Here is a 20,986-nt window from a genome sequence, read left to right as displayed (position 1 = left end):
GTATCCTATTGGGAGATCCATTGTGCCATTTTTTCTTTATATTGCTTAAAGAGGTTCTCTCCGGCAACATCGTCTTTGGCTTGAATATAGAGATTTAAATACTCTCCGTATTGGTTTGGAATCATTAAGATCCAGTCTGTCTCGTTCTCCCAGATCTTCACCCCGTCTAAATGGGAAGACTTTTTCCCTTTTGCACTCTCTAAAAATTTTCTCATCATCTTCGCTTTTAAAGATTGAGTACACTCCACTTTTGTCGTTTTATAGTAAAAATAATCGATCTCTTTTGCCACTTCTGAGAGTTTTAAACCACTGCTGTTAAGAAGTTCAAGAATCTTTAACGTTGCATAGAGAGCATCGCGCGTATAACTAAACTCGCTAAATGTATAGTTGCCGTCAACCGTAGCGATGAAATCGTAACGCTTAAGCTGCTCTACCGTAAAGTCAGTGTATTTTCCACGCTCGATAATCAAGTTGTCAAACTCCAGAACATCGGGTGCCCAAGTTGGTAAAAACACCTTTTTTTTCTCATTTACTTTTGTAGTTACACTCAGCAGATATAAAACACAGTGAAGTGATTTGATCTTGTTTAACACCTCTCCGAGATCAGTTACTAACGTGATTGTTTGAGCATTTGGAGCAATAAGGACACCCATCTCATACCCTAAACTTTGTACAATTTTAGACATATTCTCCGTTGAACGTTTTTTCATCGCTACATAATTTGAAAGTTTTTGCTCATCATAGTAAGAGTTTAATACAATATTTTCTATCCCGATCTCATTTAAAATGGTAGGAAAAACATTTGCAGAGTTTCCATGCATCAAATCAACGGCGATTCGCAGATTACTTTGTCTGATACCCAGCTGATCCAAACACTCTTCAATACTGTTCTTATAATCTATACACTCTTCACAATAATGACTCTCAAAGATCTCCCCGATACTTGCATGTTCAACCCGTCTGAACTTCTCGGTAAAAAATGCTTTTTCTATCACTTTTGCCGCTGAAGTGTTAATACGCACCGCATGCTCGTCAAAAAGTGTGATTTCAGAGTTTCTCGGATCATTAATACAGCGTTTAAACTGCGCACCGGCTACATATTTTGAACTGTTTGCCAAAGTAAAACGCAGCAACGGCTGCGGTATGCTTTTCAGATCGTGTACATGCACACCGGCTGAAAGCAGTCCTCCTAAAAAAGCACGTTTAATCATACGCGAGTTTTTATCATCATCTCTTCCCACTACTACTGTTGAACCCACAGGTAACTGTGAAGCGAATGCTTCGGCAAGTTTTGTCGCCATCTCACAAGAGAGCTCCACGTTACTTGTACCGATCACGCTTCCGTTTTCAAAAATAGAGTTTTTATATCTGCTTCCCAAAACTATATTATGACTCACTATAGAGGCCGCCTCGATCTTTTTGTCCGGCCAAACCGTAATGTCGCGTTCAAAAGAGCTTAACTCTCCAATCTCACACCCTTCAGCCAAAATAAGTCCCGCTTTTACACTAACATTTTTTCCGATCGTGTTGTTGTTACAGATAACGGCGTTGTCAAGTTTTGTTTTCTTGCCGATAAAAACATTTTCCCAGATCACACTGTTTCTGATTTTAGACTCAGCATCAATCACGACATTATCCCCTATTACGCTATTGTAGAGTTTTACACCGTTGTTGATAGTCACCTTCTTGCCTAAAAGTACCGTTCCCGTAATCTCAATAGAGTTATCCAGCTTATACGGTTTTTCTGAATATAGTACACCGTCTGGAAATACCTGTTTGTGCCCGTAAAGTGAAAAATTGACACGCTGTGCAAAGATATCCTCATATACCTCACGATAACTCTCAGGATTTCCTACATCTCTCCAGTAGCCGCTTAGGTTGCATCCCATAAGATCAACCTTTTGTTGCATCAATAACGGAAAAAGATCTTTTCCAAAGTCAAAGTTCTCATTTTTAGGTATATACTCCAAAATCTCCGGTTCAATTACATAGATCCCGGTATTGATGGTATCTGAGAACACCTCTCCCCAGCTTGGTTTTTCCAAAAACTTCTCAATAATACCCTCTTCATTGACGATCACTACCCCAAACTGCAAAGGGTTGTCTACGGATGTTAAGCCTATGGAGAGTTTTGAGTTTTTCTCCTTATGAAAAGCAAAAAGGTTTTTAAAATCAAAATCTGTAACAAGGTCACCGCTGATTACAATAAAGTTTTCATCACCTATATACTCTTGGGCAAGCTTAACGGCTCCTGCCGTTCCGTAATCATCATCAGGAAGCACATAGGTAATCTTGATCCCAAAATCACTTCCGTCTTTAAAATAATCTCTTATTATCTCAGGTTTGAAATATAACAATACGATAAATTCTGTTATGCCTATCTCTTTGAGCATCATCATCGTATGCTCCATCATCGGTTTATTCATTATAGGCAACATTGGTTTTGGTTTGGAGTTTGTCAAAGGTTGAATCCTTGTGCCAAATCCTCCTGCCATCACAACAGCTTTCATCTATAACTCCCCCTCTTGTATTTTATATTCATAGAGCAATGCATAATACTCTTTTGCCATTCTAGTAGAATCAAATTCCAAATCGATTTCAGTCATCGCATTTTTCATAATTTTTGTCCATTTTTTCGGATTTTCATAGTATGTAGGGAGAATCTTCTGCTCTAAGATATCCATCATATTTTTGTTATCTATCTTATCTTGTTCATCGTGACTTAAAGAGTGTTCAACTGCCGGAATGGTAAAAGCGTTTCGTCGATCTCTTGCAAATTCCGGATGCCATCCGTCATCGATCGAAAAATGGACTGAGCCGTTCATACTTGCACTCATCCCGCTTGTACCACTGGCTTCTCTTGTAATGCGAGGAGTATTTAACCAAAGGTCGCTTCCTTGTTTAAGGAGTCTTGAAAGACTGAGCTCATACCCTATTAAAACAGCTATATTTTTATATTTGTGACTCATATAGATCAGATCGTTAAAAAGACTCACGGCTCCGCTATCTGTCGGATAGGGTTTGCCCGCCCATATAACCTGTATAGGCATTTGAGTATTTTTTAGTAGTTTTTCAAATCTTGCAAAATCGTACTTTAAAAGCCCAGGTCTTTTATATTCTGCAAAACGTCTTGCCCATACGATCGTAAAAACATCAGGATCAAACATCTTTCCAGATTGATCCGCAACTTCGTCAAAAAGAATTTTTTTGAGGTGTTTTTTTCTCGCTTGCAGCTCATAATCTTCATGCTCGTCAAGGGCACGGATAAGTGTCTTGTCGGTCCAGTATTTTTTATTTTGTGCATTGGTAATGGAGATGATCTCACAGCTGTCAACAACCTCTTTCCACATATTTTGTGCAACTTTTTTATGGATTTTTGAGACCGCATTGGCACGTTTGGCATTTCGTAATGCTTCTACGGTAAGATTGAGCTTTTCTTTGTGGCAATTACACAAAGAGTGCACTTCATCTTTTGTCAGTGAACTAAAAAAACCCATCTCATGTAAAAAATCAAATCTGTGGGTCTCATTTCCTGCAGCTTCGGGAGTATGAGTTGTAAAGACTACATGTTCTTTCACTTTTTGCACATCTTTTAAACGTGTATGCAGTTCATAAACAAGCGGAAGCGAATGCCCTTCATTCATATGATAGACATCCACCTTTCTATTCATCGCTTCAAGGATCTTTAATCCTCCAATCCCTAACACAATCTCTTGTGCTATTCGTGTTCTTTCATTTGAGTCGTAAAGTTTATGGGTAATAGTTCTTGAGAGATAATCGTTTTCATCTGTATCTGTGGAGAGTAAAAGGATAGGTGCGGTTCCAAAAACCTCTGGATGGAGTAAAAAAGCTTTTACAACAACGTCAGTGTTCTCTATCCGTACGGTCACTTTGTGTTCAAGCTCTTCTAAGAAATAATAAAATTTTCTTAAATAATTGGGCTTTAATGTTCTGTCTTCATTTCTCCCCTGATCGTAGTAGCCAAAACTCCATAATATTCCTATTCCTACGATATTTTGTTTTAAATCATAAGCACTACGCATATGAGATCCGGCTAAAAAGCCGAGACCTCCCGAGTAGATTTTTAAAGCTTGGTCAACAGCGAACTCCATTGAGAAGTAAGCAACACTTGTTTTATAGTTCTTGTTTATATCGTAGGAATGCAGTTTCATGCAAAGTCCTTTATTTTTTCGTAAAAGTTTATATAACAATACAAAAAGTGTTTTTTATTGTGCATTATGAGTTTATAGTATCTAATCTTAGTTTTATATAAACTGTAAAAAAAGAGTTATTTGATAATACAGCTTTTTTTAGATATAATTCACCACTTTTTATTTAGGAAAATATGATATGACAACTAGTCTTTTACTTATCGTACAAATTGTTTTAGTAATTATCTTAACAATTGCAGTTTTATTACAAAAAAGCTCAAGCATAGGTCTTGGTGCATATAGCGGTTCAAACGAATCTGTTTTTGGGGCAAAAGGTCCAAACAGTTTCTTAGCGAAAACAACTTTTCTTATCGGTTTTTTATTTGTTGTAAATACAATCGCTTTAGGTTATATGTATTCAAAAGCTGCTGAATCTTCAGTAGTTGATGAGATAGTTGAAAATACAGCAGTAACTGCACCGGCAGTAAAAGTTGAGACAAACACTACAAAATAGAGAGAGGGCATAATGGTAAACGAGATTTTTGACACTTGTGAACAAAAAATGAAAGCTAGCATAGAACATATGCTAAAAGAGTTTAAAACACTTAGAACAGGTAAAGTGAACACTGCTGTTTTAGATAATGTAAAAGTGGACTATTACGGTACTCCGACTCCGCTTGATCAAGTTGGTTCAGTGATCGCGACTGATGCAACTACTATCGTAGTAAACCCTTGGGAAAAAAACCTTTTAGGTGATATTGAATCTGCAATCGCAGCGGCAAACATCGGTGTAAACCCAAACAACGACGGTGAGCAAATTAAACTTTTCTTCCCTCCGATGACAGTTGATCAAAGACAAGAGACTGTTAAACAGATGAAAGGTATGGGTGAAAAAGCGAAAGTTTCAGTAAGAAACGACAGACGTGATGCAAACGATAAAGTAAAAAAACTTGAAAAAGATAAAGAGATCACACAAGATGACTCTAAATCGGCTCAAGATAACATCCAAAAATTTACAGACAAATATATCGCAGAGATCGACGCTATCTTAAAAGATAAAGAAGCAGAGATTTTAAAAGTTTAATTCTACTGAATTAATTACGTCAAAGGAAATAATTCCTTTTGCCTACGCTAACGCTGAGTTTCCTCAGCGGAAAGCTCTCGCACTCTTGGTGCTCTTTTTATTAACTACCGACAAAATAGGAACTTCAAATGGATATCAAAAAAATCTACATGGATGCAAACGCTCTTTTAGAGGGTCACTTCAAACTTAGTTCTGGAAATCATTCCCAATACTACTTACAATCTGCAAAAGTTTTAGAAGATCCTAAAACAGCGACACTTTTAGCAACTGAACTGGCAAAACAGATCAAAGAAAGCGGTTTAGAGATCGATACTGTATGTGCACCGGCTCTTGGCGGTCTGATTGCAGGTTATGCACTGGCACAGGCTTTAGATGTAAGATATATCTTTGCTGAGCGTGTAAACGGTGAGATGTCTATCCGTCGCGGGTTTGAAGTAAGTAAAGGTGAAAAAGTACTTATGTGTGAAGATATCATCACAACTGGCGGTTCTGCTATGGAAGCAGCAGCTGTTGTAAAAGAGCTTGGTGGTGAAATAGTAGGTGTAGCAGCATTAGCTAACCGTGGTTTTTGCCATAGAGAAAACAGTGATGTTGAAACAAAACCAAACTGTAAACTTCCACAAGATATCCCGTTTTTCGCATTAGCTGACTTTACTTTTGAGATGTATTCTCCGGATGATTGTCCGTTATGTAAAGACGGTAGCGAAGCTATCAAACCAGGTTCAAGAGGTAACTAAACCTCTTTACTGAAGCAGGCGCATAACACTAGCAAGTGATGTATTCGTTTGCGCTTGAGCAAATGAACCCGCCTGGCTCATAATATTTTGTTGTGAGAAGTTCATACTTTCTTTCGCAAAATCAACATCTCTTATTTGAGATTCTGCCGATGCTATATTAATCTGCGACTGTGATACATTTCTAAATGTTGATTCAAGTTGATTTTGAGAAGCTCCAAGTGTAGCTTGAGTAGAGCTGATCTGCTCCATAGCACTATCAATACTATCGAGTGCATTCGATCTTCCTACAGCTGTTGTAATATCAATGCTTCCAACTAAACTTGCAGAACTCATATCCGGGATATTTAAACTTTGTGTCTCACCACTATTAGCACCTATCTGTAAAGTAAGTGATTCTGAACCATCTAGAAGATTCTTTCCATTAAATGATGTGCCCTGAACAATACTATCCATAGATTTTAAAACACCATCTATCTCTTTTTGAATAATTGCTCTATCACTATCATTTAATGTTCCATTTGATGCCTGCAGAGTCAATGTTCTAATTCTATTTAAATTATCGTTTAATCCTTGTACAGCACCGTCCGCAGTTTGTACTAATCCAATTCCATCATTGATGTTCATCATAGCTTGCCCATACCCAGACACCTGTGCAGAGAGTCCATCAGAGATAGCTAATCCCGCTGCATCGTTTGCAGCATTTGCCAATGCATCCCCGGATGCCAGCATAGCTAGCGTTCTATCTAAGGCTTTCTGATTATTTTGTAATGAAAGATTTGTATATAAGGACGAAACATTAGTATTTATTTTAAAACCCATAACAGATCCTTTCTTTGAAGATAATATCCTTCTTTTACTATTCTAACACTTTACTATTAAGACTGTTTTAAACTTTTTAATTGACAACTTACCATTCGCTCAACTAATACACGTGCGACTTCTACTTTTCCATCAACAATTGATGTAATCGGTAACATTGCCAACTTCGCCTGTTCTTGGAGTGATGTTACTTTTACGATAACGTTAGCATCTTTTGAGTGTGCCAATACCGCTTCACAAATAGTGTATTTTTTCTCTGCATTATCGAGTGTAATGATAATAGCAGCCGCCTTATCTATATTAATTGCATCTAAAATACTTGTTTTTGAAGCATCCCCTAGATAAGCCTCTCTACCGTGTTTTAAAGCCTTTATAACGTTTTTGTTAGAGTTATCTATTACGATATAATTAGCACCCATATCTTCAAGCTCCTGAGCAACAAACTTACCCACTACACCGTAGCCGCAAACAATAACATGATTCTCTTTTCCCGCAATTGTAGAAAAGTCTGTTTGTACAACTTTCTCTCTGATAAATCTGTTTACAAACGGACTGATCCTAGAGATAAAAAACGGCGTAATCATCATTGAGAAGATAACGATTAAAACCAAGAACATAGATAACTGCTCATCAAGTAATCCACCGCTTGTAGCGAGTGCAAAGATTACAAAAGAGAACTCACCCACTTGAGAGAGTGAGAGGGCAGTTTTTAAAGCTTTTGAGCTGCTTGAAGAGAGTTTTACCACAATAAAAGTGATAATAGTTTTTAAAACAAAAACAGCTGCAAATAGTAATACTATCGTCCCTATGTGTCCAAGGAAAAAGTCAACATCGATCTTCATCCCCACCGTAATAAAAAACGTACCCAGTAAGATATCTTTAAACGGTGCAATATCCGCTTCAACCTTATGGTGATACTTTGTCTCGGCAATGATCATCCCCACAACAAAAGCACCGAGCGAATAGGTAAAGCCCATTAAAGAAGCAAAGAGTGATGCACCGATAACGATAAATAAAACACTCCCCATAAAAAGCTCGTCAAGCTCCGAAGATGCAGAGAAATGAAGCAGCCACGATACAACTCTTTTTCCGACAATAAACAAAAGTCCTACAACAATCACAGCACTGCTAAACGTGTGCCAAAGAATTGTCCCTACGCTCTGATCCCCTTCAGTAGTCAAAAAACCGATCAAAATTAAGATCGGGATAACTGCGATATCTTGGAAGATTAAAATTCCCGTTGCCTTTTGCCCGTAAGGTCTGTGGATCTCTTTTGAACTTTTTAAATAACTCAAAACTACTGCTGTTGAAGAGAGAGAAAATGCAAGTGCTATCATAAGTGACGATGTAGAATCAATTTCTAAAAGATAATGCACTATTGCATAAAAAACTGCAGAGGTGATCCCCACCTGTAAAATACCGTTTCCAAAGATCTCTTTTCTCATACTGTTCATCTTGGCAAGAGAGATCTCAAGTCCAATCGTAAACATCAAAAATACTATCCCGAATTCCCCCACAAGTTCCAGTTCATGGGAGTGGCTAGCATCCCTTAAATCAAATGCGTATACGATGATCGTACCCGTTAAAATGTACCCTATGATCTGTGATATCCCTATCTTTTTTAGAAATATATTAACGACGATAGATATACCTAAAGCCATAATAATATAAATAAGTGTGTTTTCCATTGCAAACTTTCATAATTTAATAAGTGATTATATTATATAATCGCATTTATATTTATAAATATGTGGAGATTTTTATATGACTAAATACATTTTTGTTACCGGTGGGGTTTTAAGTTCTCTTGGTAAAGGGATCACAGCAGCGAGTATTGGTACACTTTTAAAGCACTCTGGTAAAAAAGTGGGTATGTTAAAAATAGATCCATATATCAATGTTGACCCTGGTACTATGTCGCCGTTAGAGCATGGAGAGGTTTTCGTAACAAAAGATGGAGCGGAAACTGACTTAGATATCGGAAACTATGAAAGATTTTTAGATACTTCGTATCTTAAAACTTCAAACTTCACAACCGGTCAAGTTTACTCAAGCGTAATTGAGCGTGAACGTGCAGGTGGATACCTAGGACAAACTATTCAGGTTATTCCACATATTGTTGGGGAGATCGTTAACCGTATCAAAGCTGCGGGTGAAGGACATGACATCCTTGTAGTAGAGCTTGGTGGAACAGTTGGTGATATCGAAGGTTTACCGTTTATGGAAGCGATTCGCCAAATGAAACATGACGATGAAGTAGCGGGTACTTTCTTTATTCACGTAACACTGATCCCTTTCATCAAAGCGGCAGGGGAGTTAAAATCGAAGCCGACACAGCACTCGGTTCAAGAACTTCGCCGTATCGGTATCACTCCACAGATGATTATTGCAAGATGTGAAAATGCATTGCCGAAAACTTTCAAGAAAAAACTTGCAATGAGTTGTGATGTAAGCAGTGACAGTGTTGTTGAAGCTCTTGATGCGGCATCTATCTACGATGTACCGATGAGCTTTTTAAGACAAAATATCTTAAAGCCGATCGCAAAAGAGTTAGAATTAGGCGAATTAGAACCGGATATGGAAGAGTGGGATAATCTTGTTAAGAAGATCGTTCAACCAAAAGGGAAAGTGGTTATCGGTTTTGTTGGAAAATATCTTGCACTTAAAGAGTCTTACAAGTCACTTACTGAAGCACTTATCCATGCAGGTGCACACCTTGACAGCCGCGTTGAGATCTGCTGGGTTGATTCAGAAGAGATCGAAGAAAAAGGTGCTGAAACACTTTTAGCTGATTGTGACGGTGTTTTAGTTGCAGGTGGTTTTGGTAACCGCGGTGTTGAAGGTAAGATTCAAGCAATCGAATACGCTCGTGTAAACAAAGTACCATACCTTGGAATCTGTCTTGGTATGCAGCTTACTTTAGTTGAATACGCACGTAACGTTTTAGGTTTAGAAGGGGCTAACTCGGTTGAGTTTGATGAAAACACACCATACCCTATGATCTACCTAATCGACAACTTCTTAGATCAAAGCGGTGGTATGCAGCTTCGTACACACCAATCACCGATGGGTGGTACACTTCGTCTTGGTGAGTACCCGTGTGATACAAAAGAGGGTTCATTATTACGCCAAGCATATCACGGTGAGAAAACTATCTATGAAAGACATCGCCATAGATATGAAGCAAATCCTACATACAGAGCAGAGCTTGAAGCTGCAGGTATGATCGTAACAGGTGAATCAAACGGTCTAATCGAAGCTGTTGAAGTAAAAGATCACCCATGGTTCTTAGGTGTACAATTCCACCCGGAATTCACATCTCGTCTTCAAACACCAAACCCTTCAATTTTAGCGTTTGTTGATGCAGCACTTAAATCTGAATAAGCAACCTCTTACAAAAAAAGCACTCTACAACCTGCTCTCAAGCAGGTTTGATGGAGTAGATAAAAAACTTTCACACATTCCAAATCCTGCCCTACTTCATAACGGTGAAAAAGCCGCAAAAAGAATAGCCGAAGCAATACTAACAAACCAAAAAATAGTGTTAGTAGGTGATTATGATGTCGATGGGGTGAGTTCTACTGCCATTATGGTGGACTTTTTCAGACAGATCCCCTATCCTCTTGAAGCTATCATCCCAAACAGGTTTAACGACGGTTACGGAGTAAGTCCTAAGATTTTAGAGAGAATCGAGGCTGATCTCGTACTTACCGTAGATAACGGTATTACTGCCGTTGAAGCAGCCAAGATCTGTAAAGAGCGAGGAATTGATCTAATCATCACCGATCACCATACACCCTCAGATAATCTGCCGGATGCCTATGCTATTGTAGACCCGAAACTCAAAGAGTGCAACTATCCCTTTAAAGAGATCTGTGGAGCCCAAGTTGCGTGGCTAGTACTTGCACTTGTAAAAAAAGAGCTTTCACTCAACATCGATATGAAACAGTTTTTGGATATCCTGGCAATTGCTATCATTGCCGATGTGATGCCTTTGATCGATATAAACCGTACCCTTGTAAAAGAGGGGCTTAAATATATAATGTATTCTAACCGCCCCTCTTCGATCATCATAAGAGACTTTTTAAATAAATCACAAATCAACTCTGAGGATATAGGGTTTATGATAGCCCCTCGCCTAAACTCTGCGGGACGTCTTGAAGATGCATCTATAGCACTTGAATTTTATACAGCACAGGATACAAACAAGGCCTATCATCAGTTCGAGCTTCTTGGAAAACTTAATGAGCTTAGAAAAGAGACAGAGGCACAAACAACTCAAATAGCTTTTACCCAGGTAAATGAAAATGACAATGTGATCGTTGTCGCAGGTGAAGAGTGGCATGAGGGTGTTGTAGGGATAGTCGCTTCACGTTTAGTAGATAAATACTCTAAACCCGCAATAGTGCTCAGCATACACGGTGAGGATGCAAAGGGAAGTGCCAGAAGTGTAGGAGAGGTCAATGTTTACGAGCTTATTAAAGAAAATGAACACTTGTTAACTAAGTTTGGTGGACATAAAATGGCTGCAGGTTTAGGGCTTAAAACTGAAAATATAGAGCTCTTCAGAGAAGCTCTCAATCAAAGCGCACAATCGATTCCAAAAGAGGATTTCATCCCTAAAGAATCACTTAGCGGCATACTTGAAACTGATGAGATTGATAATGAGTTCCTTACACTTTTAGAAACATTTGAACCTTTCGGCGAAGCAAATGCACGCCCCTCATTTTTACTTGAAGATGCAGAAGTTGTCAGCATAAAACTTTTAGGTGCCGATAAATCACACTCAAAAATAGAGGTACGTCAATATCCTCATCAAAGAAAAACGGTAGAGCTGATCGCTTTTAGAACTGTTTACGAAATGCCTAGTGATCGCAAGATCTCATGCAGCTATACGATCGCAAAAAATGAGTTTAACGGAAGGGTATCTACACAACTATTACTCAAAAAGATCTATTAAGTGTAGCAGCTGTATAATGGAAAAAAATAGTAAAAGGTGTAAAGATGTCAAATAAACTCTCCCGTCGTGATGCCCTTAAAGTTATCGGTCTCTCCCCTGTTGCTGCATCTGTTTTACTCTCAAGCAGTGCAACTACACAACTAGAAGCTTCTGAAGATGTAAAAGGAAAAATCGTGATTGCAGGCGGTGGAAGCGGTGCTATTATGGCACTTTCACGCTTGCAGCGTGCCATCAAAAATCCCGACATTACGATCATTGCACCAAATGAGATCCATATCTACCAACCGGGACAAGTGTTTGTTGCTGCCGGAGAGATGGAAGTCGAAGATCTTTACTTAGATAACCACGACTATATCGATACAAATAAAGTGAACTGGATCAAAGATGAAGTAAATAAGTTTGATCCTCAAAATAACAGTGTAACAACTCGATCGGGAGAGGAAGTGCTTTACGATTATCTAATCATTGCAACAGGTATCCAATCTAACTATGAAGAGATCGAAGGCTTAAAGAAAGAGGATATCGGTACAAACGGGATATCTAGTGTTTATCTCAATGACCTTGAACACGGTAGAGCCGAAGGTGCTACAATCACTTGGGATTGGTTTAACGATCTTAAAACTGCCGCAAAAACCAAAAAGCCAAAAGTACTTTACACACAACCCAGTTCCCCTATAAAATGTGGCGGAGCACCTCAAAAAATGCTTTATCTCAGTGCAGATTATCTTAAAGAAGCGGGACTTAGTGCCGAGTATACCTTTGCAACCGGATTAAAATCACTCTTTCATCTTCCAAAAATTGATAAAGAGCTTCACAAAACACAAGAGAGATATGACAAGATAGAGAACAAATTCCAGCACCATCTCCGCTCCATAGATGTGAAAAACAAAAAAGCAACCTTTATTCACGCCTATGAAGAGGAGGTATATGATGAAGATTTCGAGATCTATGAAAAAGTTTCAAGAGCTGATGAAGTTGTCATCGATTATGACTTTATTCACATTACACCCCCTATGAGTCCGGTTGATCCGCTTAAAAACTCAGATCTGCTTGACAATATGGGCTGGCTGGAAGTTGATCAATACTCACTCCAACACAAACGCTATAAAAACATCTTCGGGATCGGTGATGTATGTGGAATCCCTATGGGAAAAACAGGAGGGAGTGCTAGACATCACGGCCCTGTTTTGGTTGAGAACCTTCTTTCACTAATGAAAAACGAGACACTCAAAGCAAAATTTGACGGCTATACGGTGTGCCCGCTCAAAACTCAATACGGCAAAATTATTATGGCGGAGTTTAACTACAAGGGGCCTGCTCCAACATTTCCGCTAGATTTTGAAAAACCGAGATGGATCTGGTGGGCTTTTGATCTGTATATGTTAAAGCCAATGTATAAATATCTCATGCTTACAGGTAGATTCTAGGTAGATGATCATACAAGAGGAGTGTCTTCGTACACGTAGTAACATAGTCGCTTTTAGCGCACTTAATAACGATGAAATTATATATGCGCTGCAACATAAAATTATAAAATCGTTTTCTACGTTAACCTGCAAGCCCTTAAGCAGTATAGCTACGGAGTACCTCTCAAGTCAAACAACAGCTATCTGTTTTCATAAAACAGATGATCTTGTTGCTCTTGCCAATGGAAAAACTATCTATATTATCAACACAAAAACAAAGAGTGTTTTACAAACTATCATAAGTTACTCGGGTGATATTACAATCCTCCATTTTATACAAAACTCCCCTTATCTTATTACAGGGACGAAAAACGGCCGTGTCGTACAGTATAGATATGACGGGAAATCAAGCCTTTCAAGACTTTGTTCTTTCCCTTTTAACAACACCATAGGGAAAAAGGTGATCGACAAAAACTATGTAGGTGCAATCGATTCAAACGATACATACATAGCATGTAGCGGTTACGGCGGGGCTATCACCATCATCAAGACACATTCACTAACACACAAACAAACAATACAAACAGCACGTGTAAAAGTGAATGTTCTAAAGTTTATATCGGACGAGCTTTTAATCTCTGCAAGCGTTGATGGAAATATCTACTTTCACGATCTCAATCACTATAAAAGTATAAAAACCATCAACTCCCCTATCGGTAATGTAACGCAGATTATTCCTATTTCAGGGGAAAAATATGCCTTGCTTAGCGGAGAATCAAATAAAATAGCCCTGCTTGATCTCATACAGCAAAAATTTATCTCCAACGAACTTTTTAAATTTGATCTTGATATAAAATTTGTAGAACTTGTAGAAAATACCATTTTTGTAGTTTTGGAAAACAACCATGTTGAGAAGATCACTCTCCCCACATCACATATGCTAAGAGATCTGATCTTACATAACAACCTTGAAGATGCCTATAAACTATTGGAAATAAATCCTATACTCTACAACACTCCTGAGTACACCCAGCTAGAGAAGATCTACAAACAACTCTATACAAAGGCTATTGATGCTTTTATAGCATCAAAAAAACAAGAAGCCGTTGAACTCCTTGCCCCTTTTAAAAATATACAAAGTAAAAAAAGCGATTTAGACCTGATCTTTAATTCGTTTGAACAATATCAAAAGTTTCATACACTTGTATTGGAGAGAAAATACCATGTAGCGTATGCTATGGTTGAAAAGTACCCCGCCCTGCAACAGACACACCCTTATGCAACAATGGAGAGTGCCTTTAAAGAAGCGTTTTCATTTGCTCAAAAACAGATCAAGCTCGGCAGAGATGATATTGCTCACGATACCCTTGCTATCTATGCAGGTGTAAACTCTAAAAAAGCGCTTGTAAAGCTTCTGCTGAAACAAAATAAAGATTTCCTCCTCTTTTTACGATCGTTGCAGGTAAAAAACTATAAAAATATTTCCCTGCTTATCAAAAAAAATGAGACTTTCAAACAACTGGGACAGTATCAAGAACTTCTAAATGAGATAAAACTCCAGCTCAAAAATATAAAGGAGGATATTTTTCGATCAAAGGTAGATAAGGCGATCGAAAAGATCCAACAACTCCAATACCTTCAGGATATAAAAGAGCCCCTCAAAGAGCTTTATGAACTTGCAAGTTATGCCAAAAAATTTTTACAATATTACGAAGCAGATAACTTTCTTGGCTGTTATGAAACAATCGATAAAGCAAAACAGCTTGATCGACTGGAGTTAGCTGCTCTGCTTGAGAGACATTGGCAAAAATTGATAGACAAATGCGAGAGCCTTGCATTAAAAGGGGATCTCAAAGGGATCAAAGAAACTCTTGGAGAACTTATCGTTCTCAAAAGCAGAAGTGCAAAGATAGGAGATATTATCCGTCTGAGTTTTCAAACAAAAGTCAAAGTTTTGCTCGCTAAACGCACTTTTACACAAACAGAAGCGATTATCTACTCTTACATAGATATATTTGGGCTTGATACGGAGATAAAAACGCTTATGAGAACATATGAGAAACTCTCAAACAATAAACTCGCACTTACAAGCAGTGACGAAATTTTTAAAGAGCGTGATGCGTGGCTTGATTCAGAACTTATAGTCGGAGAGCATAAGAGATAATTACCCCATTATCTCCGTAAGTTCGCCTACAGCCTCTTCAAAACTCACTTTAAACATCGCACCTTGTGCTATAAAGCGCTGCATTGATTCTTTTTTATCAATAGCTTCGTCGAGCTCCGGATCAGTCCCCTTATTGTAAGCACCGATACGGATCAATGTTTCATTCTCTTTTAAAAGGGTGTATAAACGACGAAACTTCATAGCCGCTTTGAAATGTTCCTCCGAAATAATATCGTTCATTACACGTGAAGCAGAGTTTAAAATGTGCACAGGAGGATAGATACCAAAGTCTGTCATCTCCCTTGAGAGTACAATATGTCCGTCTAAGATAGAACGGGACTGATCGGCGATCGGATCACTCATATCATCCCCCTCGATAAGTACGGTAAAGAAAGCGGTAATACTCCCTTTGCCCTCCTCTTTTCCTGCACGCTCCATTAACTGAGGTAAAAGTGTCAAAGATGAAGGGGGATACCCTTTTGAGGTCGGCGGCTCACCTAGAGCAAGCCCTATCTCACGCTGAGCCATCGCAAAACGTGTTACCGAGTCCATAATAAAAAGCACATCCTGGTTTTTATCTTTAAAATGCTCAGCTACACTCATCGCGGCAAAGGCACCGTACTTTCTCATAAGTGGTGAATCATCACTCGTTGCAACAACAATCACCGTATTTGTCAGATCACCGCCGAGGTTTTTTTCTATAAACTCCGGAACCTCACGACCACGCTCACCAATCAGGGCTACTACTTTGATCGGCGCCTCCGCACCGCGGACAATCATCCCCATCAAAGTTGATTTACCGACACCGCTTCCCGCAAAAATACCAAGTTTCTGCCCTTTTCCACAAGTCAAAAGCCCGTCGATACTTTTAACCCCTACTCCAAACACTTCATCGATCATCCCACGCTTCATTGCGGCAATCGGAGCTTTGATAATAGGAGAGAGTTTTGCACTCTCGATTGGACCTTTGCCGTCAATCGGACGCATAAAAGGATCAACCACGCGCCCTAAAAGTGCATCACCTACGGGAATATTTAGCCCTGTAGAGTCTAAAAAGACACGATCACCCGAACGAAACCCCTCTACAAAACTAAACGGTGTAATATAAAAAAATGAACCGTCAACCTCTGTAACCATCCCTACGGTTTCTTGTTCTGTCTCATTAGAGACTATTTTTACCATATCACTAATACTTACATTTAAACCCTTGGCTATGATGACGGTTGCATTGATCTTTTCAACCTCACCAAAAGCTACCGAGTAGTTTTTCTTGGCAAGTTTCTCTCTTAGTGACGATAATGGCATATCTTAGAATCTACTTCCCGCTGGAGAATTGATAAGTGAGAAAAATTCCGCTCTTGTTTTATCGTCTGATTTAAACAAACCGCGAAGTGCTGAAGATGTAGTAGTAGAGTTAATCTTCTCAACCCCTCTCATCTCCATACACATATGACGTGCTTGAACAACAACCGCTACACCTTTTGGCTCAATAGTATCCATAATAGCATCTGCGATCTGCTCAGTTAACTGCTCTTGGATCTGCATACGGCGTGCGAAAACATTTACAACACGAGGAATCTTTGAAAGACCAACCACTTTTCCATCCGGAATATATGCAACATGTACACGCCCGATTATAGGAAGTAGATGGTGTTCACATGTAGAGTAAAACTCAATATCTTTTACAAGTACCATCTCATCGTTGCTACTTGTAAAAAGTGCTTTAGAGAGAATCTCTTTTGGATCTTCTTTATATCCGCCGTAGATAAATTCATACGCTTTTCTAACACGTTTAGGAGTATCTAAAAGCCCCTCTCTTGTCGGATCTTCACCAACATGCTGCATCATCATTTTTACTGCATTTTCAAATTCTGTATTTTTGTTATCTGACAAAACTTGTACCTTTAAATATATATGTTCGTAATTATACTACATTTGTACTATTCAAACTTAAAACCTATCATTAATAATGATAATGATTATTGAATTAATATATTATTAAGATAATTAATGTAATTATTCTAACATCAATTATGATAACAAATATCATATTCATATAAGGAAATAAAATGAAACTTTCTAAAAAAGCTTTATCGTTAGTAGCTTTTTCTTTACTAACAACAGCTACATTTGCAGATACAAATCAGGATATCGAAGCTTTAAAAGCAGAGATCCAAGAACTCAGAGAGATAACACAGACACTTGCCGATGAAACAAGTTCGCTTAAAACAGGTGTAGGATTTAATGTAGTAGATACTACACAATCTTACAGTGGACTTGCAAGTGCTGCATCTAAAGTATATTATTCAAAATCACCTCTTAGTATTGGTGGGTATGGAGAGATGTTCTATGCTTACAATAAAGAGGATGGAAAATCGTTACTTGACGTATATAGATTTGTTCCATACATAGGATATAGATTTTCTGACAATATTATTTTAAATGCTGAACTGGAATTTGAACACGGCGGCGCAGAAGACGGTAATACGGCCAGCGGTTATGTAGTAGTAGAGTTCATGTATCTTGATTTCTTGATCAACGACTATGCAAATATCCGTGCAGGACATATGCTAGTACCGATGGGACTAATCAACGAAAGACACGAACCGACACTTTTTACGACCGTACAAAGACCACAAACAGAAAAATACATTATCCCTTCTACATGGCATGACAGTGGAGTAATGGTTTACGGACAGGTAACAGACAACCTTTCCTACAAACTTGCAGCAATCAGTGCTCTAAAAACAGAAGCGGATGGAAAAAGCTGGATACGTGACGGACGCGGCGGTTCTTTTAAACAAACAGATCCAAACCTTGGTTTTGTGGCAAGAATGGATTATACAGGTATAAACGGTTTACTTGTCGGAGCTTCTGTATATAATGCCCCTTCTGGTGATGAAACAAGTTCTAGAACTACAATCTCAGATCTCCATTTAGACTACAAACAAAGCGGATTTAGACTATATGGGGTATATTCTCAAGTTGATCGTTCAGATGCAGAGGATATTAATGCAACGGCAGTAGAAAGTGCTTATGGAGGCTACCTAAATGCAAGTTTTGATATACTCTCACTAACAAACTCTAGTGATATGCTTCCTCTTTTTGTACAATATGAGCAATTATCTCCACAAGATAAACTTGCAGACGGGACAGGTAATGAAAGTACAAAGATCACAACTGTGGGTCTTAACTACTTCCCACATGAACAAGTTGTAATCAAATTCGATCATGCTATGCAAAAAGGTGGTTTCGGCGACAGCGATACAACAAGCATCTCATTAGGATTTATCTTCTAAGGAATCATTATGAAACTTCTTATCCTATTTTTATCCGCACTGCAACTCAGTGCGGGGATGCTACTCTCACCTCAAGAGATTTTAAAAAGCAATTTCGGTAGTGATGCAACAATTATAGAAAAAAACATTATTTTAAAAAAAGCACAAAAACAAGCGGTTCAAAAAGCTGCACAACAAAAACTGAACTCTTCCATAGTGCGTACTTACAAAGTTTCTAAGGGCTCAGAACATCTTGCTTATGCTATTTTACTCTCAAACAAGATCCGCTCAAAAAACGGTGTTTATCTTTATACAATCAACGCACAAGATGTTTTAGAATCAATCGAGGTTGTCGCATTTAATGAACCTTTAGAATATATGCCAAACGATACATGGAAAAAGCAATTTGCAAATACCGATACAACTCAACACCTAAACATTCCAAAAAACATCTCTACTATTACCGGTGCTACTCTTAGTGCCAGAAGTATCACTGAAAGTGCAAATGTAGCAATGCAGATATATAACGTTGTTTTAAAGGCTCAAAAGTGAAGTTCACTCTTGTAAAAGATATTAGGGAAGATCCTATAATGAAGCCCATTTTAGGCTCATTATTATCTTTTTTTCTGCTCTATTTAGTAGCTGACTTTTTCGTCAAACACTCTAGTTTCGGGATCTTTTTTGAAACGGTAGAAAATACACTTTTCGGAAATACGGAAGAGTTTCTTGATCCGATAGACTATGCGGTGTTTTTAGAGTTTTGGCATACAGAAATCTTTTTTACGATGTTTATAGTCTTTCTTCTAAGCACTGTTTTTATCCGTCTTTTCGCTACTCGTAAAATCTTTTTATGGCTACTCAATAGTTTTATGATCAGTGCCTTATTATCTTTGATCTTCTTACCTCTGAGCTATTTTTACCATTTTGACTTTTTAATTTACGGTTTTATTTTTGCTTTTTGGTCTTGGCACCTCATAGCCATTCTAATCTCTATACTGAGCCTTAAAAGGTTTTACTTTGCATAATGCTTACAAATATTCAATCATCTACTTTAGTTGTTTTGTTTTACTTTTGTTAGTGAGTGCACTTATGCTTTTTGTACATAAAATAGGCTTTGACCCTACACAAATTGCACACTATTATCTGGGAGATGGTGATCTGTTGCTTCAAAAAACAAATGCGGGCATCTTTAAACTTATTTTACCCCATATATTTGCTTTTGGCGTTTTGAGCTTCGTAGTGATCCATTTTTTGATTTTTACCGATTATAAAAAGAGAAGCTATACGCTTATGGTTATCTATATCCTACTAATAGTACAGGCTTTAGAGATCTTTTCACCCCTTTTAATCATCAATGTTTCCGAGTACTTTAGCTATCTTAAGCTGATCTCTTTTATAGTTTATATGTTATTTATTCCGCTCATATTTTTTTGGCTGTTTAAAAGTATCTTGAAAGCTTAGCTCTGTGACATAATCGGAAATATTTTTACTGATGTGTATTGAACCGTCGTTCTCTAAAATAATATAAGCTATATTATGTTTTTGTAAAAAACTGTATGCTTTTGCTTTGGGCATAACGCTTACAGCTGTTGCATAAGCATCAAGCAGAGCATTATCAATCTCTGCAATCAAGGTTACAGATATAAATAATTGCTGCGATCTTTTCGTTTTTGGATCGATTAGATGATTGTTTTTTACTGAAGTTACATATCTATTGTAATTGCCGCTTGTACTAATTGCCGTTTCGTCTCTTTTAGTACTGAATTCTGTCAGTGGTGTCTCTTCAAATGGATTGTTTACTTTAATCTTGCAGGTTTCCAAACAACGTATATCTCCACTTGCCCAAATGACAAACTTTTTAACCCCATTTTGTTTCAATACCTGCGCCATTTTATCAACTGCATACCCTTTGCCCATACCGCCAAAATCAACTTTTAGATCTTTATCAAGTGTTGCAAACTTTTTATTGAATTTCACCTTCGCAAGAGCGATCTTTTTATGCTCTAAAAGTGTCGGATAAGGAATTAACTCCCCTTCTCCAAATTTATATAAATCTTTTGTTATTGAACCAACAGTTGGATCAAAATAACCTTCAGTCTGCTTATACACTTTTTTACTAATGGCTAAAACCTCATAGCTGTATTGGTCTAAAGAAGTCATTTTATTACGGTTGAGTTTTGAAATTATAGAGTTTTGTTTATATGTTGAGATGCTGTTTTCTATATCTTGGGCTACTTGAAAAGCTTGTTTTGAAAGATCAATCTTCTCTTTCTCTACTTCTACACCAATAAACGTACCCATAAGGATCTTCTCTCTCATTAAGGTAGTTGCTTCTAGAAATGAGAATGTTAATAAAAAAAGTAAAAATGTTTTCATGAAGTTTGCAT

Annotated in this window: 18 protein-coding genes; 11 read left to right on the top strand and 7 right to left on the bottom strand. The window is 37.9% G+C overall.

What is annotated here, in order from left to right; genetic code table 11:
• Nucleotides 1-5: 5 nt before the first annotated feature.
• Together QWY88_RS06490 and glgP are read right to left on the bottom strand one after the other, a co-directional pair.
• The gene (locus tag QWY88_RS06490; protein ID WP_304545271.1) at nucleotides 6-2,510 is read right to left on the bottom strand and encodes a sugar phosphate nucleotidyltransferase; all 2,505 of its coding nucleotides are present in this window, start codon (nucleotides 2,508-2,510) and stop codon (nucleotides 6-8) included.
• The gene (glgP, locus tag QWY88_RS06485; protein ID WP_304545270.1) at nucleotides 2,511-4,172 is read right to left on the bottom strand and encodes an alpha-glucan family phosphorylase; all 1,662 of its coding nucleotides are present in this window, start codon (nucleotides 4,170-4,172) and stop codon (nucleotides 2,511-2,513) included. It lies immediately after the preceding gene.
• A gap of 178 nt (nucleotides 4,173-4,350) precedes the next feature.
• Here glgP and secG point away from each other — a divergent pair, with 178 nt between their 5' ends.
• The 3 genes from secG to pyrE all read left to right on the top strand — a co-directional run bounded on the left by secG (nucleotide 4,351) and on the right by pyrE (nucleotide 5,972).
• Nucleotides 4,351-4,665 carry a preprotein translocase subunit SecG gene (gene secG, locus QWY88_RS06480; RefSeq protein ID WP_304545269.1) on the top strand — a complete coding sequence of 105 codons (315 nt, stop codon included), beginning with the start codon at nucleotides 4,351-4,353 and terminating at the stop codon, nucleotides 4,663-4,665.
• Between the two features lie 12 nt (nucleotides 4,666-4,677).
• Nucleotides 4,678-5,235, top strand: a complete 558-nt coding sequence (gene frr, locus QWY88_RS06475) for a ribosome recycling factor (protein ID WP_304545268.1) — start codon at nucleotides 4,678-4,680, stop codon at nucleotides 5,233-5,235.
• A 128-nt stretch (nucleotides 5,236-5,363) separates the two neighbouring features.
• Nucleotides 5,364-5,972 carry an orotate phosphoribosyltransferase gene (gene pyrE / locus QWY88_RS06470; RefSeq protein ID WP_304545267.1) on the top strand — a complete coding sequence of 203 codons (609 nt, stop codon included), beginning with the start codon at nucleotides 5,364-5,366 and terminating at the stop codon, nucleotides 5,970-5,972.
• A 6-nt stretch (nucleotides 5,973-5,978) separates the two neighbouring features.
• On the opposite strand, the gene QWY88_RS06465 is transcribed toward pyrE, so the two are convergent.
• Both QWY88_RS06465 and QWY88_RS06460 read right to left on the bottom strand, forming a co-directional pair.
• Nucleotides 5,979-6,791, bottom strand: coding sequence for a flagellin N-terminal helical domain-containing protein (locus tag QWY88_RS06465; protein ID WP_304545266.1), 813 nt, complete (start codon nucleotides 6,789-6,791; stop codon nucleotides 5,979-5,981).
• A 56-nt stretch (nucleotides 6,792-6,847) separates the two neighbouring features.
• Entirely contained in the window at nucleotides 6,848-8,479 is a 1,632-nt protein-coding gene (locus QWY88_RS06460) for a cation:proton antiporter (protein ID WP_304545265.1), read from the bottom strand.
• A gap of 76 nt (nucleotides 8,480-8,555) precedes the next feature.
• On the opposite strand from QWY88_RS06460, the gene pyrG reads away from it, so the two are divergent.
• From pyrG to QWY88_RS06440, 4 genes are read left to right on the top strand one after another with little or no spacing between them, the layout of a single operon-like run.
• Complete coding sequence (pyrG, locus tag QWY88_RS06455) at nucleotides 8,556-10,175, top strand: CTP synthase (RefSeq protein ID WP_304545264.1); 1,620 nt, start codon at nucleotides 8,556-8,558, stop codon at nucleotides 10,173-10,175.
• Complete coding sequence (recJ, locus tag QWY88_RS06450) at nucleotides 10,153-11,751, top strand: single-stranded-DNA-specific exonuclease RecJ (RefSeq protein WP_304545263.1); 1,599 nt, start codon at nucleotides 10,153-10,155, stop codon at nucleotides 11,749-11,751. The genes pyrG and recJ overlap by 23 nt, the downstream gene beginning before the upstream one ends.
• A gap of 44 nt (nucleotides 11,752-11,795) precedes the next feature.
• Nucleotides 11,796-13,178, top strand: coding sequence for an NAD(P)/FAD-dependent oxidoreductase (locus tag QWY88_RS06445; protein WP_304545262.1), 1,383 nt, complete (start codon nucleotides 11,796-11,798; stop codon nucleotides 13,176-13,178).
• Nucleotides 13,179-13,182: 4 nt separating this feature from the next.
• On the top strand, nucleotides 13,183-15,321 hold the full coding sequence (locus QWY88_RS06440) for a WD40 repeat domain-containing protein (protein WP_304545261.1): 2,139 nt from the start codon (nucleotides 13,183-13,185) through the stop codon (nucleotides 15,319-15,321).
• Here the strand turns inward: QWY88_RS06440 and fliI are convergent, their stop codons facing one another.
• The gene (gene fliI, locus QWY88_RS06435) at nucleotides 15,322-16,626 is read right to left on the bottom strand and encodes a flagellar protein export ATPase FliI (RefSeq protein WP_304545260.1); all 1,305 of its coding nucleotides are present in this window, start codon (nucleotides 16,624-16,626) and stop codon (nucleotides 15,322-15,324) included.
• Between the two features lie 3 nt (nucleotides 16,627-16,629).
• Nucleotides 16,630-17,214: a GTP cyclohydrolase I FolE gene (folE, locus tag QWY88_RS06430; RefSeq protein ID WP_304545259.1), complete on the bottom strand. Its 585-nt coding sequence runs from the start codon at nucleotides 17,212-17,214 to the stop codon at nucleotides 16,630-16,632.
• 176 nt (nucleotides 17,215-17,390) lie between these two features.
• Between folE and QWY88_RS06425 the strand changes: the two genes are divergently transcribed.
• Genes QWY88_RS06425 through QWY88_RS06410 form a run of 4 tightly spaced genes read left to right on the top strand, consistent with a single transcriptional unit; the run spans nucleotide 17,391 to nucleotide 20,060 of the window.
• Entirely contained in the window at nucleotides 17,391-18,620 is a 1,230-nt protein-coding gene (locus QWY88_RS06425; protein ID WP_304545257.1) for a coiled-coil domain-containing protein, read from the top strand.
• A gap of 9 nt (nucleotides 18,621-18,629) precedes the next feature.
• On the top strand, nucleotides 18,630-19,151 hold the full coding sequence (locus tag QWY88_RS06420; protein WP_304545256.1) for an FMN-binding protein: 522 nt from the start codon (nucleotides 18,630-18,632) through the stop codon (nucleotides 19,149-19,151).
• A 38-nt stretch (nucleotides 19,152-19,189) separates the two neighbouring features.
• Nucleotides 19,190-19,624, top strand: coding sequence for a hypothetical protein (locus tag QWY88_RS06415; RefSeq protein WP_304545255.1), 435 nt, complete (start codon nucleotides 19,190-19,192; stop codon nucleotides 19,622-19,624).
• Nucleotides 19,617-20,060: a hypothetical protein gene (locus QWY88_RS06410; RefSeq protein WP_304545253.1), complete on the top strand. Its 444-nt coding sequence runs from the start codon at nucleotides 19,617-19,619 to the stop codon at nucleotides 20,058-20,060. The genes QWY88_RS06415 and QWY88_RS06410 overlap by 8 nt, the downstream gene beginning before the upstream one ends.
• Here the strand turns inward: QWY88_RS06410 and QWY88_RS06405 are convergent.
• A complete protein-coding gene (locus QWY88_RS06405) occupies nucleotides 20,007-20,975 on the bottom strand; it encodes an FAD:protein FMN transferase (protein WP_304545251.1) in 969 nt (322 codons plus the stop codon). The genes QWY88_RS06410 and QWY88_RS06405 overlap by 54 nt on opposite strands.
• Nucleotides 20,976-20,986: the final 11 nt, after the last annotated feature.

This window comes from Sulfurimonas sp. hsl 1-7, assembly GCF_030577135.1.
GTDB lineage: Bacteria > Campylobacterota > Campylobacteria > Campylobacterales > Sulfurimonadaceae > Sulfurimonas > Sulfurimonas microaerophilus.
The sequence above is the reverse complement of the archived record's forward strand: the minus strand, read 5'-3'. Positions and strand labels throughout refer to the sequence as shown.

Excerpts from the sequence above, each read along its gene's own strand:
- QWY88_RS06490 (WP_304545271.1), bottom strand. The coding sequence starts at position 2,510 with ATGAAAGCTGTTGTGATGGCAGGAGGATTTGGCACAAGGATTCAACCT.
- glgP (WP_304545270.1), bottom strand. The coding sequence starts at position 4,172 with ATGAAACTGCATTCCTACGATATAAACAAGAACTATAAAACAAGTGTT.
- secG (WP_304545269.1), top strand. The coding sequence starts at position 4,351 with ATGACAACTAGTCTTTTACTTATCGTACAAATTGTTTTAGTAATTATC.
- frr (WP_304545268.1), top strand. The coding sequence starts at position 4,678 with ATGGTAAACGAGATTTTTGACACTTGTGAACAAAAAATGAAAGCTAGC.
- pyrE (WP_304545267.1), top strand. The coding sequence starts at position 5,364 with ATGGATATCAAAAAAATCTACATGGATGCAAACGCTCTTTTAGAGGGT.
- QWY88_RS06465 (WP_304545266.1), bottom strand. The coding sequence starts at position 6,791 with ATGGGTTTTAAAATAAATACTAATGTTTCGTCCTTATATACAAATCTT.
- QWY88_RS06460 (WP_304545265.1), bottom strand. The coding sequence starts at position 8,479 with ATGGAAAACACACTTATTTATATTATTATGGCTTTAGGTATATCTATC.
- pyrG (WP_304545264.1), top strand. The coding sequence starts at position 8,556 with ATGACTAAATACATTTTTGTTACCGGTGGGGTTTTAAGTTCTCTTGGT.
- recJ (WP_304545263.1), top strand. The coding sequence starts at position 10,153 with ATGCAGCACTTAAATCTGAATAAGCAACCTCTTACAAAAAAAGCACTC.
- QWY88_RS06445 (WP_304545262.1), top strand. The coding sequence starts at position 11,796 with ATGTCAAATAAACTCTCCCGTCGTGATGCCCTTAAAGTTATCGGTCTC.
- QWY88_RS06440 (WP_304545261.1), top strand. The coding sequence starts at position 13,183 with ATGATCATACAAGAGGAGTGTCTTCGTACACGTAGTAACATAGTCGCT.
- fliI (WP_304545260.1), bottom strand. The coding sequence starts at position 16,626 with ATGCCATTATCGTCACTAAGAGAGAAACTTGCCAAGAAAAACTACTCG.
- QWY88_RS06425 (WP_304545257.1), top strand. The coding sequence starts at position 17,391 with ATGAAACTTTCTAAAAAAGCTTTATCGTTAGTAGCTTTTTCTTTACTA.
- QWY88_RS06420 (WP_304545256.1), top strand. The coding sequence starts at position 18,630 with ATGAAACTTCTTATCCTATTTTTATCCGCACTGCAACTCAGTGCGGGG.
- QWY88_RS06415 (WP_304545255.1), top strand. The coding sequence starts at position 19,190 with ATGAAGCCCATTTTAGGCTCATTATTATCTTTTTTTCTGCTCTATTTA.
- QWY88_RS06405 (WP_304545251.1), bottom strand. The coding sequence starts at position 20,975 with ATGAAAACATTTTTACTTTTTTTATTAACATTCTCATTTCTAGAAGCA.